Consider the following 14,896-nt stretch of genomic DNA (forward strand, 5'->3'; position numbering starts at 1 on the left):
GAGTTCCGTCGGTATGGTTGAGGTGTCCGTGGTTTTTGGATGAGGGGGAGCGATCTTCCCTGTCTGTCCGTGAGCGGAAGACTTCCTTTGAAAGTGGTGCCGCGTTGAAGTACAATTAATTCGACCATAGAAAGAGTATCGGCGGTGCCGGGAACGTGCCGACGGACAGACGGAGAGGGAGAAATCGATGACAAAGCAGAACCGTTTCACCCGGGTTAATTTCAGTCTCTTTTTTTATCTTGTCTTTTTTGGTTTCGGCGGCTTTTTTCCGCTGCTCAGCGTTTACTTCAAAAATGAGGTGGGTCTCACCGGCGGCCAGATCGGGACCCTTATGTCCCTCGGTCCCGTGGTGATGGTGCTCACCCAACCCCTATGGGGGATGCTCTGCGATTACACGCGGCGCTCCAACGAGGTGTTGATCCTGACGGTGGTGATGACCGGCACGCTGGGGCTGGGTTACCTTCTGTTGGAATCCTATGCCTGGATGCTGGTGTTGGCCGCTCTGCTGGCGGCTTTTCAGAGCGCCATCATCCCCACTTCCGACAGCATCGCCATGAAGTTCGTCCGCCGGGAGGGCGGGGATTACGGGAATCTCCGTTTATGGGGGGCGATCGGGTTTGCCGGAGCCACGTGGGTGATGGGGGAGCTGGCGGAACGGCTCGATCTGACGGTGATTTTCTTCGGTTTCGCCCTATCGCTGTGGCTCTGTGCGCTCACGGGGCTGAAGCTGCCGAAGGAAGAGGTGGCTTTCGACTTCGATCTGCGAAGGGGACTGGCCCGGCTGGCCCGCCTGCCGCGGTTCGGAATGTTCCTTGCGGCCACCTTTCTCGTGTTCGGACCCGTCCACGCCAACAACGTCTATTTCGGTCTCCTGTTTCAGGACCTGGGCGGGACCGTGGCGGGAGTGGGTCTGGGCTTCCTGCTGGCCGCCGGAAGTGAGGCGCCCTTTATGCGCTTTTCCGGACCCTGGATCCGCAAATGGGGACTGTTGTCGGTGACCCTGTTTGCTGCGCTGGTTTCGGGGTTCCGCTGGATCTTCTATTCCCTGGAGCCGTCCATCGCCTGGGTTTACCTGACCACGGTCAGCCAGGGGCTTTCCGTCGGGCTGTTCATTCCCGCCGCGCTTCAGTACGTGCGGGACCTTGCGCCATCGGAAGTCCAGACGACGGCCATCGCCTTGTATGCTGCCGTCGGAACCGGTCTGGGAAACTCCTTTTTTACCCTGCTGGGGGGATATATTCTCGACTGGGCGGGGATCAGCGCCACTTATCTCCTGTTCGGCCTGGCCACCTTCACCGGGGTCGGAATGCTGGTCTGGGTGAAACGGCTGGAGGAGCGTCGGGTTGAAAATGCGGAGTCCGTGGTGTAGTCCACGTGTGGAGATACCATCGAAACTGTCTCCATCCTTGACATAAAAATGCCGTGCCCCCCTTCCTCAAGAGATTAGGGAGGGGGGCACGGTTACTGCCGGATTTTTTGGTTTTTTGCGGGATCTCAGCTTTCTTGCTCTTGAATGGTCCATTCGTGGTGGAACTCAACGCACCCTTTCAGCGTCTGGGCAACGGGGCAATTCCGTTCGAAGGTGTTCAGGGCCCGCTCGGCAGCTTCTCTCTTTCCTTTGGGAATGGTGAGATGGTAGTGGCAATCGATGCGGGTGATCTTCAGCACTTTGTCGGGAGCTTCGATGGTTCCCTTGAACTCAGCGGTCAATTGGCCTCCCTTGGCGGGAATGTTGCGCGCTTCCAGCGCGCCGGACAGCGTCCCGGTCAGTCACCCGCCGGCGGCGGCCACGATGTGGTCCAGCGTGGATGGCCGCTCTTCGTCGGGTTTGATTCCGTAAAAATCCTGCACGCCGCCGTGGACGCCAAACAGCAGGGGTTTCTCAAAACCGGCGATGTAAGCGCGGCGATTGGGTCCTTCGTCCTGATGAATGCGGATGTTGGAAATCTCGATCGGTCGATTCATCCTGCCACCTCCTCAATGGTTTCCACTTTCCCTTGTTCGATTTCCCCTTCGCCGAATCCTTCAGAACTTCACCACAGCTTTTTCGTCTGAACAAAAGCTCCACCTCATGATGAGGAGGAGCTTTTTCGTTACGGTCCTGTCTTTCGGTATTCAATCCTGAGGATCTTCATATTTGGCGATGTAGTCTTCCACCAGCGTATACACGGCTTCGAATATGAGATCCGCTTTGGTCACCGGCGGGGCTCCGGCGGGCCGCCCCTCGTTCCTTTGGCTGACGATCCGTTCCAGTTTTTCGTCCAAGTCTTCCGGAATTTCGATGTTCAACCGCCGCATCTCACGACTCATGGGAATTCCTCCGTTCGAAGAATGGGGTTCCTTTTTACAGTCTCTCCACGGTTCCGAAGAGTTTTCGCCAAGGGGGGTTCTCATAAGCCCCTCGAGGGGTTGGCAAAGTCCATTGAAGAAAAGGTCGTCTAAACGACAGTTGTAGATCGTATTTCACATCCCGTTATCGTCAGCGGGAGTTTTTGTTTTAAAGTGAACTTGTTTCTTTATTGTATTTGTTTAGGGCAGGCTTTTAAAAAGTTGTTGTCATTGTAATAGTCAAAAAAGTAAACACTCACTTTTATGTTGACATCCGACGGGTTTAGGGAATACAGTGATAGGTGAGTAAGTGCTCACTTAACTGGGGGCGGAGAAGATGTGGAAGCGGATCGGAGCGATGGTGCAAAAGGAGTTTATCCAGTTGCGGCGGGATCGGCGGACGCTGGCGATAATGATCATCTTGCCGGTTCTTTGGCTGGTGGCCTTCGGGTATGCCGTCAATTTCGACATCGATACGATCGATGTGGTGGTGGCGGACGAGGCGGATCACGCCGACAGCCAGGACGTGATCCGGCAAATTGAGGAGAATGAAGACTTCCATCTCAAGGGGAAGGCGACCCCTGGGGAAGGGAGATCGGAGCTGACCCGGGGGGAAGCCGACGTGTTGGTGATTATCCCCGAAGGTTACAATGGATTCTCCAGGGAAGAGGATGAGAAGCTGAAGGTGCAGGTGGACGGGAGCCGCCTGTTTTCGGCTCAATCCGCCTTAAGGAAAGTGAACGAATTTCTCCTTGACGTCCAAAAGGAAAACATGACCCAACTGCAGGATGAGATCCGGGAAGAGCTGGAACAGTCGGATGTGCCGACGCCGGATCTCTCCGGAAGCCCTGCCTTCGCCAAACTGCAGCGGGTGTTGCCGCCGCAAGAGCTGAGGCAATTTCAGGAGACCCTGAAAGATCAGGTGGAGAACAACGCCCGGGAACAGATGGATGCGCGGTTGGAAAAGATGGAGGAACTCTTTCCTGATCCGGACCGGATGAAGCCGGAAGTGGATGTCCTCTTCAACCCGGACATCAAGAGCGTCAACTACATGATCCCCGGGCTGGTGGGACTCGTCCTGATCTTCGTTACCACCCTGATGACCGCCTTGGGGATTGTCCGGGAAAAAGAGCGGGGCACTCTGGAACAGCTGGTCGTCTCCCCGCTCCGCTCCTTCGAACTGATGCTGGGGAAACTCTTTCCCTACTTTCTGATCGCCGTGGTGGATTTTCTGCTGGTATTCTCGGTGGGCATCTTTCTCTTTGATGTTCCCTTCCGCGGGGAAGTCCTTCCGTTCCTGCTGGTGTCCCTTCTCTTCCTGACCGGATCGCTGGGAATGGGGCTGTTGGTGTCAATGGTTTCCCAGAACCAGCAGCAGGCGATGCAATTGGCCGTTCTCACCCTGGTTCCCCAGTTCATCCTGTCCGGATTCGTGTTTCCGCTGGAGGCGATGCCCTGGGGGATCCGATGGGTGTCCTGTCTGATGCCCCTCACCTACTTCCTGCCGGTCAGCCGGGACGTGTTCCTCAAAGGGACGCACCCCTTCGACTACACCACGGAAGTGGCGGTGCTGGCGGTCTACGCCGTGCTGTTCCTCGGGGTGGCCGCACTCCGGTTCCGCCGCAGCCTGGGTTAAGGGGAGGATGAACATGATTCGAATGAAACAGGTGACGAAACGGTACGGAAACCAAACGGCGCTGGACGGAATCGATCTCACCCTGGGAGAGAGCGGGATTCATGGATTGGTCGGCCCCGACGGTGCGGGCAAGACCACCCTGATGAAGTTGGCCGCCGGCCTCTTGAAACCCACCCGGGGAAAGGTGGTGAGGGAACAGGGGACTTCTCTCGGTTACGTTCCCCAGAGCTTCGGGATGTACGAGGAGATGTCCGTGGCGGAAAACCTCCATTTTTACGGGCGATTGAACGGGCTTCCTCGCCGGGAGAGACAGGAGCGGATGGAGGAGCTTCTCCGTTGGACGGACCTGGCCCCCTTTGCAGACCGGGCAGCCGGTTCTCTCTCCGGGGGGATGAAGCAAAAACTGGCGATCGCGGCGGCGGTGTTGCACCGGCCGCACCTTTTGCTCCTCGATGAGCCCACCAACGGGGTGGACCCCCTCTCCCGGCGCGAAGTGTGGGAGCTGATCTGCTCGGTGATGCGACAGGGGACGCGGGTGTTTGTCTCCACCCAGTACCTGGAAGAAGCCCGTCATTGCGACCGGGTGATACTGCTCTTCCGGGGGCGGCTGTTGGCGGACCGGGAACCGGGGGCCTACCGGGAGGACTTTCCTTATCCCGTCTGGGTCGTCCGGGATGCAAGCTCCGTCCGGATGAAGTGGCTCCCCCGGCTGCGGGAGGAACCGGCGGTGGCCCAGGCGTATTCCCGGGGCACGGACCTGGTGGTCTGGAGCCGGGATGCAGACAAAGTGCGACAGCTGCTGGAGGGGCTGAGCCGGGAGGAACAGGCGGGAAAAGTGGAAGCGGAAGCTCCCGGGTGGGAAGATGTCTTCTCCCGGTATATGATGGAAAACGGGAAGGAGGAAACGGCATGGTGATCCGGCTGGATTCGCTGACCAAACGCTTCGGCGCCTTCACCGCCGTCGACGGCGTCTCCTTGGAAGTGAAGGAGGGGGAAGTTTGCGGACTGATCGGGGCCAACGGAGCCGGAAAGACCACCCTGATCCGGATGATTTGCGGCATTTTACGCCCCACCCGGGGAGAGGGGAGCGTATTGGGGTATGATATCGTGAAGGAGCGGGATGCGATCCGCCACCGGATCGGGTACATGTCCCAGAAGTTCTCCCTTTATTCCGACATGACAGTGGAAGAAAACCTCCGTTTTTTTGCCGGGTTGTATCCGGTGAAAGGATCTTCCGCCGATCGGGTGGAAGAACTTCTGGAACGCTTTGATCTGGAAGAGATGAAGAAACAACGGGTGGAGAACCTGGCCGGGGGTTGGCGGCAACGCGTCGCCTTCGCCTCTTCCATGATCCACTCTCCGTCCCTGTTGATCCTGGATGAACCGACCAGTGGGGTGGATCCGGTCACCCGGCGTTCCTTCTGGGACCTTTTGTACGGATTGGCGGAAGAGGGAACCACGGTGCTGGTCACCACCCATTACATGAGTGAGGCGGAACAGTGTGACCGGGTAGCCATGCTGAACCGGGGGCGGCTCGTGGCGGAAGGGACCGTTCCCGATTTGCGGAACCGTTTTGCCGAAATTCTTCACACTCCACGCCCCACATTGGAAGGCATCTTCATCCATACGACCGGGGAGGGAAGCGCGGATGACAACCGAGCAAGAGGATGAGAAGAGCTGGGAGGAATGGATCCGGCTCGTCGCCGAAGAATACGGGCTCAACCTGGAAAAGAAAGACCGGGAGACGGAGAAGCAGAAACGGATCCTGGAAGCGGCGATGCACATCTTTTCCGAGCGGGGTTTCGAAGGGGCTTCCACCAGCGCCATCGCCGAGCGGGCCCAAGTGGCGGAGGCGACCATCTTCAAACACTACCGTTCCAAAAAAGGCCTCCTCCTCCACCTGGTGATTCCGGCCATCTCCCGGGTGGCCACCCCCTTTATCCTCCGCCCTGTACTGAAGATCCTGGACCAGGACAAACCCTCTGAGGAACTGTTTCGCGAATTGTACGCCGACCGGGTCCGGCTGGTGGAACGGAATTGGAAAAAGATCAAAATCATCGTGGTGGAGAGCCTGTTTCAGCCGGAGTTGCGGGAAGCGCTTCAGGATCATGTGGCCCGCTCCATTTACGAGGTGATGTCGGAGCGGATCGGTGATTGGCAACGGGAGGGGCGGCTCCGGGACGATCTCCCCACCCACGTGGTCGCCCGGAGCATCCTCTCCATCGGGATCGGCTATTTGTTGGCCAAAAACATCTTTCCCCGATATTTGGCCCAGGGGGAGGAAGAACAGGAACTGGCCTGGATGGCGGAGGTGCTCCTCCACGGGATTGCGGGGCCGAAGGAGAAAGAGGAAGGTTGATCCGGCCCCGTTTTCCTTTCCTATTCCAAATCGTAATCAATCACAACGCTTCTGGACAGATTCGGGATTTTCCAGTTACGGTGCTTCCCTAATTGACCGAATAATTTATTTGATCTTGGATGGAAAGGGCGTTTGGAATGGACTATCAGGCTTTTCGCAAGATATTTTGGGGATTTATCATGATTTTCATGGATTTTTATATTCAGTTGGCCAGTGGGAGGGTGGATGTCATTCCCGATGTGGCGGGCTGGGGGCTCATCATTTACGGTCTCGGGTTACTGGCCGGCAGTCACCCTCCCTTCAGAAGGGTCCGGGTATTGGCGATTGTGTTGTTGGCCTCTTCCTTCATTGATTTTTTACAGAATATTTTCTCCCCTGTTTCTCCTCCGATGTTTCTGTTTCCGCCTCTGTCGGATCAAAACAGGATGACCCTTATCATTCAAACGACGGTTTATTTGCTGAATGTGGTTTTTATCCACACTTTGTGCAGGGGAATCTCCGATTGGGCACAAAACCGGGACCTGGGTGATTCCGGTCGGTTGGGGAAGGGTACGATAACATCGGGAAGATGGTTTCTTTGGCTCTCAGGGATCCTATTTATTCTCCTCCCCTTCTCTCTGTTGGGAGGCAACTGGATCCCACCCACCTTCACTGTTTTGCTGCTCACCGCATCTATATTGTATTTGACCGTTGTGGCCCTTGTTTGGCGGGCCGGAACCTTGTCCCGGGAGGCGGAAAACAAAAGCTGCTGACACGGATCTTCGGTCAGCAGTCTTCGGTCTTTGTGTTTATACCGCGCTCGTTTTCCCGCTTAAAAACGCTTCGGCCATCTCCGCGAAGGCCTCGAGGGCCGGGGAGGGATAGGGGTCGCGTCGGCGGAGGAGGACGGTGGGAACCCGGGCGAAGGGATCCGGCAGGGGGTGGAGGTGAAGGTCTCCGTCACGGAGCCAGTGTTCCGTTGCGGAGCGGGTCAGGACGCCGGTACCCATCCCGGCCCGGGCGCAGCCGAGGATGGCTTCGAAGGTGCCGAATTCCATCAGCCGGAAAGGGAGGGTGCCGGTGTGCCGCAGCCAACTTTCCAGCCGGGCCCGGTAGGTGCATCCGGAACCGAAGACCAGAAAGGTTCGGAGACCGGACGGATTCAATTGAGAATGAAGATGGACCAGGACGAGTTCTTCCTCCAGGAGCGGGATGCATTCCAAATCGGGACGGTTCACCGGGCCGGCGACCAGGGCACAGTCCAAGGTTCCGTTTCGAACCTTCTCTGTCAATTCCATTGAGGAATCGGTGATGAGGGACATCTCCACCCCCGGATACCGCCGGTGGAACCGTGTAAGCAGGGGAGGGAGTCGGACCCCTGCGGTGGATTCCGTGGCCCCGATGGCCAGGGGGCCCGAGGGGGTGCGGGAGTGGCGAAGACGACGGGAAGCCTCCTCCGTCAGGTCGAGGATCCGAAGGGCATAATCTCCAGGGAACGGCCGGCAGAAGTCAATGTGACCCCCCGGCTGTGCCGGTGAAACAGGGTGGTGGCGAGTTCCTCTTCCAGCCGGCGGATGCGGGCGGTGACATTGGACTGGACATAGCCCAACTCTTTTGCCGCCCGGGAGATATTCCCCGTTTCCGCCACCTTGCGGAACACCTTCAGGTCCTGCAGTTCCAAAGGTACGACCTCTCCTTTCCTTCGGGTATCATGTTTATTGATATCAGAGTTCATATGTGATCATTTTACACGATGGATGACCCTGCTTACCATAAAAAGGAGGGGGGTCATCGGATGAAAAACTCGTGGGAAAACCCTCACCGATGGGGCATGTTGGGGCTCGCCACGGCCGTGCAAACCGGTGCCACTTTGGTCACTTACGGAGTGGGACCGCTGTCGGCCGTCTGGCAACAGGAATTCGGATGGACCCGGCTGCAAGCGGGTCTGTTGATGTCGGCGGTCCAATTGGGGCCGCTTCTCTCCATGATCTGGGTGGGGAGGATGTTGGATCGTGACGGGGAACGGGGATGGGTCGGCGGGGGGGCCGTTCTCTTGGGTTTGTCGGTTTTGACGACCATGTGGGGGACCGGTTTTTCGGCCTTTCTCCTCTGTCTGGCGCTGACCGGTCTCCTGTACGGAACAGCCCAGCCCGGGGGTAGCCGGGCGGTTGCCCGCTGGTTTGGGGACCGGGAGAGGGGGTTGGCCATGGGAATTCGCCAGACCGGGATCCCACTCGGCGGGGCGCTGGCCGGCCTCGCGCTCCCCTTTTTCTCCCGAGTGTACGGTTGGGAGGCGGGGGTGGGGTTTCAGGCTTCGGTCTCCATTCTCTGTGGACTCGCTTTTTTGATCTTTTACCGGGAGCCTTCGGTCTGCAACCCCCCGAAACAGTCGATCCCTCCCCTGGGCGAGAGTTTCCGGGCGGTGTTGGGGGCACCCTCACTGGTTCCGGTTTTGGTTTCCGGAATCGCTCTCGTCTCCCTGCAGATGGTCCTTGTCACCCATTGGGTGTCGTATGTTTCGGAACGGGCCGGATGTTCCCTGGAAGAGGGGGGGCGGCTGTTGTCCCTTCTGTTGGTCTCCGGTGCCGCCGGCCGGGTACTTCTTCCCTGGGTGAGCGACCGAACGGACAAGGGACGGCAACCCTTTTTGCTTCTCTGTTTGGCGGCCTGCGGTGCTGGAGTTTGGGTGATACCGTTCCTATCGTGGCAAGGGGGATGGATTTTTCTTTCCCTTTGGATCGGCTTTTTCGGACTCGGGTGGTACAGCTTGTTTTTGGTACAGGTGGCGGAAGCCGTGGAAGATCAAACGGTGGGGTTCGCGGTGGGCTTTGCCCTCACGGTGAACCAGATCGGGATTATCCTGGCCCCGGTGCTTTTCGGCTGGCTCGCGGATACGAGCAGTTACGGAGTCGCCTGGGGAGCGGTGGGGGCGGGGCTGACAGGAGCGGGATTCTTCCAAGGACGGGAATGTTTTCGATCCTTCAGTTCCAGTGGGGGGCGAAAAAAAGAGGGTCGGCTCCTGTAACGGAGTGGAAACCGGTCCGTTTTGGGCCGGTGAATTTTTTTCTTTTTTTATTTGAATCTGGGAGGAAAAAGGAAAGGAGTGACGAATAAAATGAATGAAAACGCTTTCCATCGCCCGCAGGAGACAATCGCCGTTTTTTTATGGTTGGTTGCGCAAACGGTTGCATGAACATCAAAAGGGGGTTAAACGTGATGAAGTGGAACAAATGGTTGCCCATGGCGATGGTTCTGGTTCTCGCCGTGGGCGTGCTGGCCGCCTGCGGTCCCCAGAGGGACGCCGATCAGACCCAAAAGGAAGCCGGCAAGGAAGAGAAGCCGAAGGAGCTGGTGATCTGGGCCAATAAGGATTCCGATGAGCTGGCCAGTACGAAAAAACTGGCGAAGCGGTATCAGGAAAAGAGCGGGATCAAGGTGAAAGTGGTGGGTCAGGATATGTTGAAGATGCAGGACAAACTGAATCTGGACGGACCCGCGGGAAAAGGGCCGGATTTGGTGACTTGGCCCCATGACCGGATCGGGGAAGCTGTCATTACCGGCCTGATCCAACCGATCGAGGTCAGCCAGGACGTGGTGGACCAATACAGCGAGTCCTCAATCAAAGCGCTGACCTACAAAGGAAAGCTGTACGGTTTGCCCAAGGTGACGGAAAGCATCGCGTTGTATTACAACAAGGATCTGATCAAAGAGCCCCCGAAAACCTGGGAAGAACTTGTGGAATACGCCAAGGAGAATACGGAACCTTCCCAAAAGAAATACGGACTGCTGTTTGAAGGGGAGAACTTCTACTACGATTATTTCCTGTTCCGCGCATATGGCGGCTACATCTTCAAAGAAGAAAACGGCAAGTTCAACACCCAGAAGGTCGGGTTGAACAACGAAGGTTCGAAAAAAGCCGGAATAGAGATCGAAGAATTGTACAAAAACAAACTGATACCGAAAGGGATCAAGGCTGACACCGTAAACGGCCTGTTCAAAGAGGGGAAAGTGGCCATGGTGATCAACGGTCCGTGGGCGCTCAGCGACTACAGAGGGGCAAAAGTCAATTTCGGTGTTGCACCGCTTCCCAAAATAAATGGCGAGAACGCCCAGGCTTTTATTGGTGTGAAGGGCTGGTATCTGTCCAACTTCAGCAAGCATAAGGAAGCGGCCACCGAACTGATTCAGTTTATGACCAGCAAAGAGTCCCTCAAATCCCGTTACCAGGATACGGGGGACATTCCGCCGCACAAAGACCTGATCGAAGATCCGGTGATCAAAGAGGATCCCGCTGTTAAAGCCTTTGCCGAACAAGCGGGCTACGGAAATCCGATGCCGAACATACCGGAGATGGGACAGGTATGGGAGCCGATCAACAACGCCCTCGCCTTCATCGCACAGGGCAAGCAAAAACCGGAAAAGGCGTTGGATGACGCAGTCAAGCTGATCGAAGAGAAAATCAAAGCACAAAAGCAGTAGTTAACCAAGGGGCGGCGCAGTGGGTTTTTGACCTGGGGCGCCTCTCCTCTTCCTATTTATGAATCGAAAGGGGGAGACGGATGGTGGACAGTCAAGTAGAAACAGCTTCGAAACCCGATCGCCCGTGGGGAAAACCACAGATTGCCGCTTGCCTTTCCGTCCTGTCCATGGGGCTGGGGCAATTATACAACCGGCAGTGGGCCAAAGGCGTCTTTTTCTTGCTGATCCAGTTTTCCTATCTGGGGGTCTTTTTTGACTTTCTCAATATCGGATTGTGGGGGATTGTCACCTTGGGGACCATCCCCAAACTGGATCACTCCATTTTGCTGCTGGCCCAGGGAATTATCTCTCTCTTAATCATCGCATTGGGTTTGGTGTTTTATTTTTTGAATATCCGGGATGCTTACAAGGTAGGGAAGATCCGCGAACGGGGAGAGGAGCCGCCCGGAATCAAAGAAACGTATCAAACGGTGACGGGCTATGGGTATCCGTATCTGCTGGTCGCTCCGGGCCTTTTTCTCTTGATCGCAGTGGTCGTGTTCCCCTTATTGTTTATGATTTTTTTGGCGTTTACCAACTATGACCTTTACCATTCACCGCCGGCCAAGTTGGTGGATTGGGTCGGTTTTGACAACTTTTTCAACCTTTTTCGATCGGAATTGTGGCAAAACTCCTTTATCAGCGTTTTTCAGTGGACCGTCGTCTTTACACTGGTTTCGACAACGGTGCAATTTGGGCTGGGCTTGTTTTTGGCGATTTTGATTCATCAGAAACGGGTTCGCTTCAAAAAGTTTTGGCGCACGGTCCTCATCCTTCCGTGGGCGGTGCCGGCCTTTGTTTCGATCCTGGTGTTTACCAGCCTGTTTGACAACACATTTGGTCCCATCAATGCGATGTTGACCAGCCTCGGACTGGGCGGCGTGCCCTGGATGACGGACCCTTTTTGGACCAAGATCGCCATTTTGCTGATCCAATTTTGGCTGGGTTTTCCGTTCAGCATGGCCCTCTGCACCGGTGTGCTTCAAGGGATTTCTTCCGATCTTTATGAAGCGGCGGAAGTGGATGGGGCGACCCCGTTCCAGAAGTTTCGTTCGATCACCTTGCCGCTGGTGCTTTATGCAACGGCCCCGGTCCTGATTACGCAGTACGCCTTCAATTTCAATAACTTCAATATCATCTACCTGTTTAACGAAGGCGGGCCGCCGATCCCGGGTTCGACGGCCGGAGGCACGGATATCCTCATTTCCTGGGTGTACAAGTTGACCTTTGACTCGTTCAAATACAATTATGCCGCGGCAGTGACGATCATTATCGCCCTGGTCGTCATGAGCATTTCGGTTTATCAATTCCGCAGGACAAGATCCTTCAAAGAAGAGGATTTGATACAATGACCGCAAAATGGCAATCCCATCTCGGATTGATCGTAACCTATGCGATCTTACTGTTTATGGTGGCCGTCACCCTTTATCCGATTCTGTGGGTGATTGGTTCGTCCCTGAACCCGGGGACCAGTCTGTATTCCAGTTCGCTGATTCCGCAAAACGCGACGCTGAAACACTACACGTGGCTGTTTACCAGCCCGGAAAGCCAATATGTCACATGGTACCTGAACACCCTGAAGATCGCGGGGATCAATTCGCTGCTTTCGGTTCTTCTGACTTCGCTGACGGCATACGCCTTTTCGCGCTACAAGTTTGTGGGGCGAAAATACGGGCTGATGTCGTTTTTGGTATTGCAGATGTTCCCTTCCATTATGGCCATGGTTGCCTTTTACATCTTGCTCAGCATGGTGAAACTGCTGGACACGCATTTGGGCTTGATCCTGATTTATGCCGGCGGGCAAATCCCGTTTAATACGTATCTGGTGAAAGGTTATTTTGACTCCATCCCGCGCGGGTTGGACGAAGCGGCGAAAATCGACGGGGCGGGGCACAATACGATTTTCTTTCGCATTATGCTTCCTTTGGCGAAACCGATTCTGGCGGTGGTCGCCCTGTTCAACTTTATTACACCGATGACCGATTTTCTGTTGCCGCAGATTGTGTTGACCAGCCCCGAGAAGCAGACCCTGGCCGTCGGGTTGTTCGGATTTATCAATGAACAGTTTAACAACAATTTCACCCAGTTCGCCGCCGGATCGGTGCTGGTTGCGATTCCGATCGCCGTGGTCTTCCTTTTGTTGCAGCGTTATTTTGTGACGGGTTTGGCTACCGGCGCGACGAAAGGGTAAGCAATAGCAACCGATATGCTGTAGGCTCCAGTTTTCTGAGGGGAGGCGAACCCATGCTGAAAGAAGCGATTTACCATCGGCCGGAAGGGGCTTGGGCTTATCCGCTTGACGTGAATTGTTTACGCATCCGGTTGCGTGCAAAAAGGGGCGATCGGATCCGATGCCGCCTGTTGCACGCCGACCGATACAGCGGCGAGGGGGACGAATCGATTGTCGACCTGGAAAAAACGGCCACAGACACGCTGTTCGATTACTACGAGGGCGTGATCCCGACAGCGACGCGGCGTGTGCGTTATGTGTTTTATCTGGAGGATCCAATGGGAGGATGTTGGTACGGAGAAAAAGGAATCTTCAACAACCGGCGGGAGGCCGGCGACTTCCAGTTCGCCTACATTTGCCATTCTCATCTGTTCGAGATTCCGGACTGGGCCTATGACGGCGTGGTGTATCAGATTTTCCCGGAACGATTTTACAACGGGGATCCGGGCAACGACCCCGCAGAAGTGGAGCCCTGGAACAAAGGTGCCCGTCCCAAGGCAAACAGTTTTTACGGCGGCGATCTGCAGGGGATCATCGATCAACTTTCCTATCTTAAGGAGCTTGGGGTGAACCTGATCTACCTGACGCCCATTTTCAAATCTCCGTCCAATCATAAATATGATACGACGGATTATTACCGGATTGACCCGCATTTTGGTGATCTGGACACATTGAAGAAACTGGTGGATAAGGCTCACCGTCTGGGGATGCGCGTCATGTTGGACGCCGTCATCAACCATGCGGGTTACGGTTTTTTCGCTTTCCAGGATGTACTGAAAAACGGGGCGGATTCGAAGTACGCCGACTGGTTTTATATTCAAGAGTTTCCGGTGGTGACCGAACCCGTGCCCAACTATGAAACCTTTGCCAATGACGTGTGGACCATGCCGAAATTGAACATGAGCCACCCTGAAGTGGCGGCGTATTTTCTGGATATGGCTGAGTATTGGATAAAAGAGGCGGGGATCGATGGGTGGCGGCTGGATGTGGCGAACGAAGTGGACCCTGATTTTTGGCGCGCTTTTCGCAAGCGGGTAAAGAAGGCCAACCCGGATGCGTTGATCGTCGGGGAGATTTGGCACGATTCGGGTCCTTGGCTGCAAGGGGATCAATTCGATTCGGTAATGAATTATTTGTTTCGGGATGCGGTTATGCAGTTTTTTGCCACCCGCGAAATCGGGGCGGACGTTTTTGACGCGCAGTTGGCCAAGTCTCGCATGCTTTACCGCGAACAGGCGCTGTATGCCATGTTTAACCTGCTCGATTCCCATGACACCGAACGATTCCTCACCGCGTGCGGCGGAAGAGAGGAACGGATGCGATTAGCGGTGCTGTTTCAAATGACGTATCTCGGCATGCCGATGATTTATTACGGGGACGAAGCAGGGATGGACGGGGAGACCGATCCGGACTGTCGGCGTCCCATGCTGTGGCGGGAATCGGACCGCAACGGCGAGCTGTTCACATTATACCAAGCGCTGCTCCGCATCCGTCGACAGCATCCCGCTTTGCGCAGGGGAGACTATCGCACTTGGTATGTCGACCCCGCTGCCGGAATCTACGGCTACCTCCGACGGACAGAAGAGGATTGCGTCGGCGTGATATTAAACAACGGTGGTGGAACACAGACCGTATCCCTGGATACGCACCTGTTTGGGGAAGCGCCCCGGCTGCATGATCCGTTGCACGGTAAAATCGTGGATGGGAGGGATGGTCGGGTAACAGTGACATTGGCGCCGTATGAGGGGCGGATGATCAGCACAAACAGCGGTTGACCTCCTTCATGGCCTGTATCGAAGAAAGAGGATGATCTTCGTTCTTCCCGTCCCTTGAGGTGAGCGTATCC

The 14,896-nt window shown here is 55.8% G+C and carries 16 protein-coding genes; 11 read left to right on the forward strand and 5 right to left on the reverse strand.

Going from position 1 to position 14,896, the window contains the following annotated elements:
- The first annotated feature begins 187 nt into the window (after positions 1 to 187).
- A complete protein-coding gene (locus tag C8P63_RS01055; RefSeq protein ID WP_108021468.1) occupies positions 188 to 1,369 on the forward strand; it encodes an MFS transporter in 1,182 nt (393 codons plus the stop codon).
- A 125-nt stretch (positions 1,370 to 1,494) separates the two neighbouring features.
- Here the strand turns inward: C8P63_RS01055 and C8P63_RS01060 are convergent, their stop codons facing one another.
- The 3 genes from C8P63_RS01060 to C8P63_RS01070 all read right to left on the reverse strand — a co-directional run bounded on the left by C8P63_RS01060 (position 1,495) and on the right by C8P63_RS01070 (position 2,310).
- Positions 1,495 to 1,770 (reverse strand): OsmC family protein, encoded by a 276-nt coding sequence (locus tag C8P63_RS01060; protein WP_108021469.1) that lies wholly within the window; start codon positions 1,768 to 1,770, stop codon positions 1,495 to 1,497.
- Positions 1,771 to 1,965: a hypothetical protein gene (locus C8P63_RS01065; protein WP_108021470.1), complete on the reverse strand. Its 195-nt coding sequence runs from the start codon at positions 1,963 to 1,965 to the stop codon at positions 1,771 to 1,773.
- Positions 1,966 to 2,115: 150 nt separating this feature from the next.
- Positions 2,116 to 2,310, reverse strand: coding sequence for a hypothetical protein (locus tag C8P63_RS01070; RefSeq protein WP_108021471.1), 195 nt, complete (start codon positions 2,308 to 2,310; stop codon positions 2,116 to 2,118).
- A gap of 355 nt (positions 2,311 to 2,665) precedes the next feature.
- Between C8P63_RS01070 and C8P63_RS01075 the strand changes: the two genes are divergently transcribed.
- The 5 genes from C8P63_RS01075 to C8P63_RS01095 all read left to right on the forward strand — a co-directional run bounded on the left by C8P63_RS01075 (position 2,666) and on the right by C8P63_RS01095 (position 7,075).
- Positions 2,666 to 3,964 (forward strand): ABC transporter permease, encoded by a 1,299-nt coding sequence (locus tag C8P63_RS01075; RefSeq protein ID WP_108021472.1) that lies wholly within the window; start codon positions 2,666 to 2,668, stop codon positions 3,962 to 3,964.
- Between the two features lie 13 nt (positions 3,965 to 3,977).
- The gene (locus C8P63_RS01080) at positions 3,978 to 4,880 is read left to right on the forward strand and encodes an ABC transporter ATP-binding protein (RefSeq protein WP_170109420.1); all 903 of its coding nucleotides are present in this window, start codon (positions 3,978 to 3,980) and stop codon (positions 4,878 to 4,880) included.
- Complete coding sequence (locus C8P63_RS01085) at positions 4,874 to 5,635, forward strand: ABC transporter ATP-binding protein (RefSeq protein ID WP_108021474.1); 762 nt, start codon at positions 4,874 to 4,876, stop codon at positions 5,633 to 5,635. The genes C8P63_RS01080 and C8P63_RS01085 overlap by 7 nt, the downstream gene beginning before the upstream one ends.
- Complete coding sequence (locus C8P63_RS01090) at positions 5,613 to 6,323, forward strand: TetR/AcrR family transcriptional regulator (protein ID WP_108021475.1); 711 nt, start codon at positions 5,613 to 5,615, stop codon at positions 6,321 to 6,323. The genes C8P63_RS01085 and C8P63_RS01090 overlap by 23 nt, the downstream gene beginning before the upstream one ends.
- 179 nt (positions 6,324 to 6,502) lie before the next feature.
- The gene (locus tag C8P63_RS01095; protein WP_146172080.1) at positions 6,503 to 7,075 is read left to right on the forward strand and encodes a hypothetical protein; all 573 of its coding nucleotides are present in this window, start codon (positions 6,503 to 6,505) and stop codon (positions 7,073 to 7,075) included.
- A 36-nt stretch (positions 7,076 to 7,111) separates the two neighbouring features.
- Here the strand turns inward: C8P63_RS01095 and C8P63_RS01100 are convergent, their stop codons facing one another.
- Positions 7,112 to 7,816 carry a LysR substrate-binding domain-containing protein gene (locus tag C8P63_RS01100; protein ID WP_108021477.1) on the reverse strand — a complete coding sequence of 235 codons (705 nt, stop codon included), beginning with the start codon at positions 7,814 to 7,816 and terminating at the stop codon, positions 7,112 to 7,114.
- Positions 7,762 to 7,983, reverse strand: coding sequence for a LysR family transcriptional regulator (locus tag C8P63_RS01105; protein WP_170109421.1), 222 nt, complete (start codon positions 7,981 to 7,983; stop codon positions 7,762 to 7,764). Before C8P63_RS01105 ends, C8P63_RS01100 begins: the two co-directional genes overlap by 55 nt.
- Before the next feature lie 114 nt (positions 7,984 to 8,097).
- Between C8P63_RS01105 and C8P63_RS01110 the strand changes: the two genes are divergently transcribed.
- From C8P63_RS01110 to C8P63_RS01130, 5 genes are all read left to right on the forward strand, one after another.
- Entirely contained in the window at positions 8,098 to 9,327 is a 1,230-nt protein-coding gene (locus tag C8P63_RS01110; protein ID WP_170109422.1) for an MFS transporter, read from the forward strand.
- 191 nt (positions 9,328 to 9,518) lie between these two features.
- Complete coding sequence (locus tag C8P63_RS01115; RefSeq protein ID WP_170109423.1) at positions 9,519 to 10,781, forward strand: extracellular solute-binding protein; 1,263 nt, start codon at positions 9,519 to 9,521, stop codon at positions 10,779 to 10,781.
- 80 nt (positions 10,782 to 10,861) lie between these two features.
- Entirely contained in the window at positions 10,862 to 12,172 is a 1,311-nt protein-coding gene (locus tag C8P63_RS01120; RefSeq protein WP_108021481.1) for a carbohydrate ABC transporter permease, read from the forward strand.
- Positions 12,169 to 13,011 (forward strand): sugar ABC transporter permease, encoded by an 843-nt coding sequence (locus C8P63_RS01125; RefSeq protein WP_108021482.1) that lies wholly within the window; start codon positions 12,169 to 12,171, stop codon positions 13,009 to 13,011. Before C8P63_RS01120 ends, C8P63_RS01125 begins: the two co-directional genes overlap by 4 nt.
- 53 nt (positions 13,012 to 13,064) lie before the next feature.
- Positions 13,065 to 14,825 carry a glycoside hydrolase family 13 protein gene (locus C8P63_RS01130; RefSeq protein WP_108021483.1) on the forward strand — a complete coding sequence of 587 codons (1,761 nt, stop codon included), beginning with the start codon at positions 13,065 to 13,067 and terminating at the stop codon, positions 14,823 to 14,825.
- The last annotated feature ends 71 nt before the right edge of the window (positions 14,826 to 14,896 follow it).

The sequence above is a fragment of the Melghirimyces profundicolus genome (assembly GCF_003054245.1).
GTDB classification, from domain to species: domain Bacteria; phylum Bacillota; class Bacilli; order Thermoactinomycetales; family DSM-45169; genus Melghirimyces; species Melghirimyces profundicolus.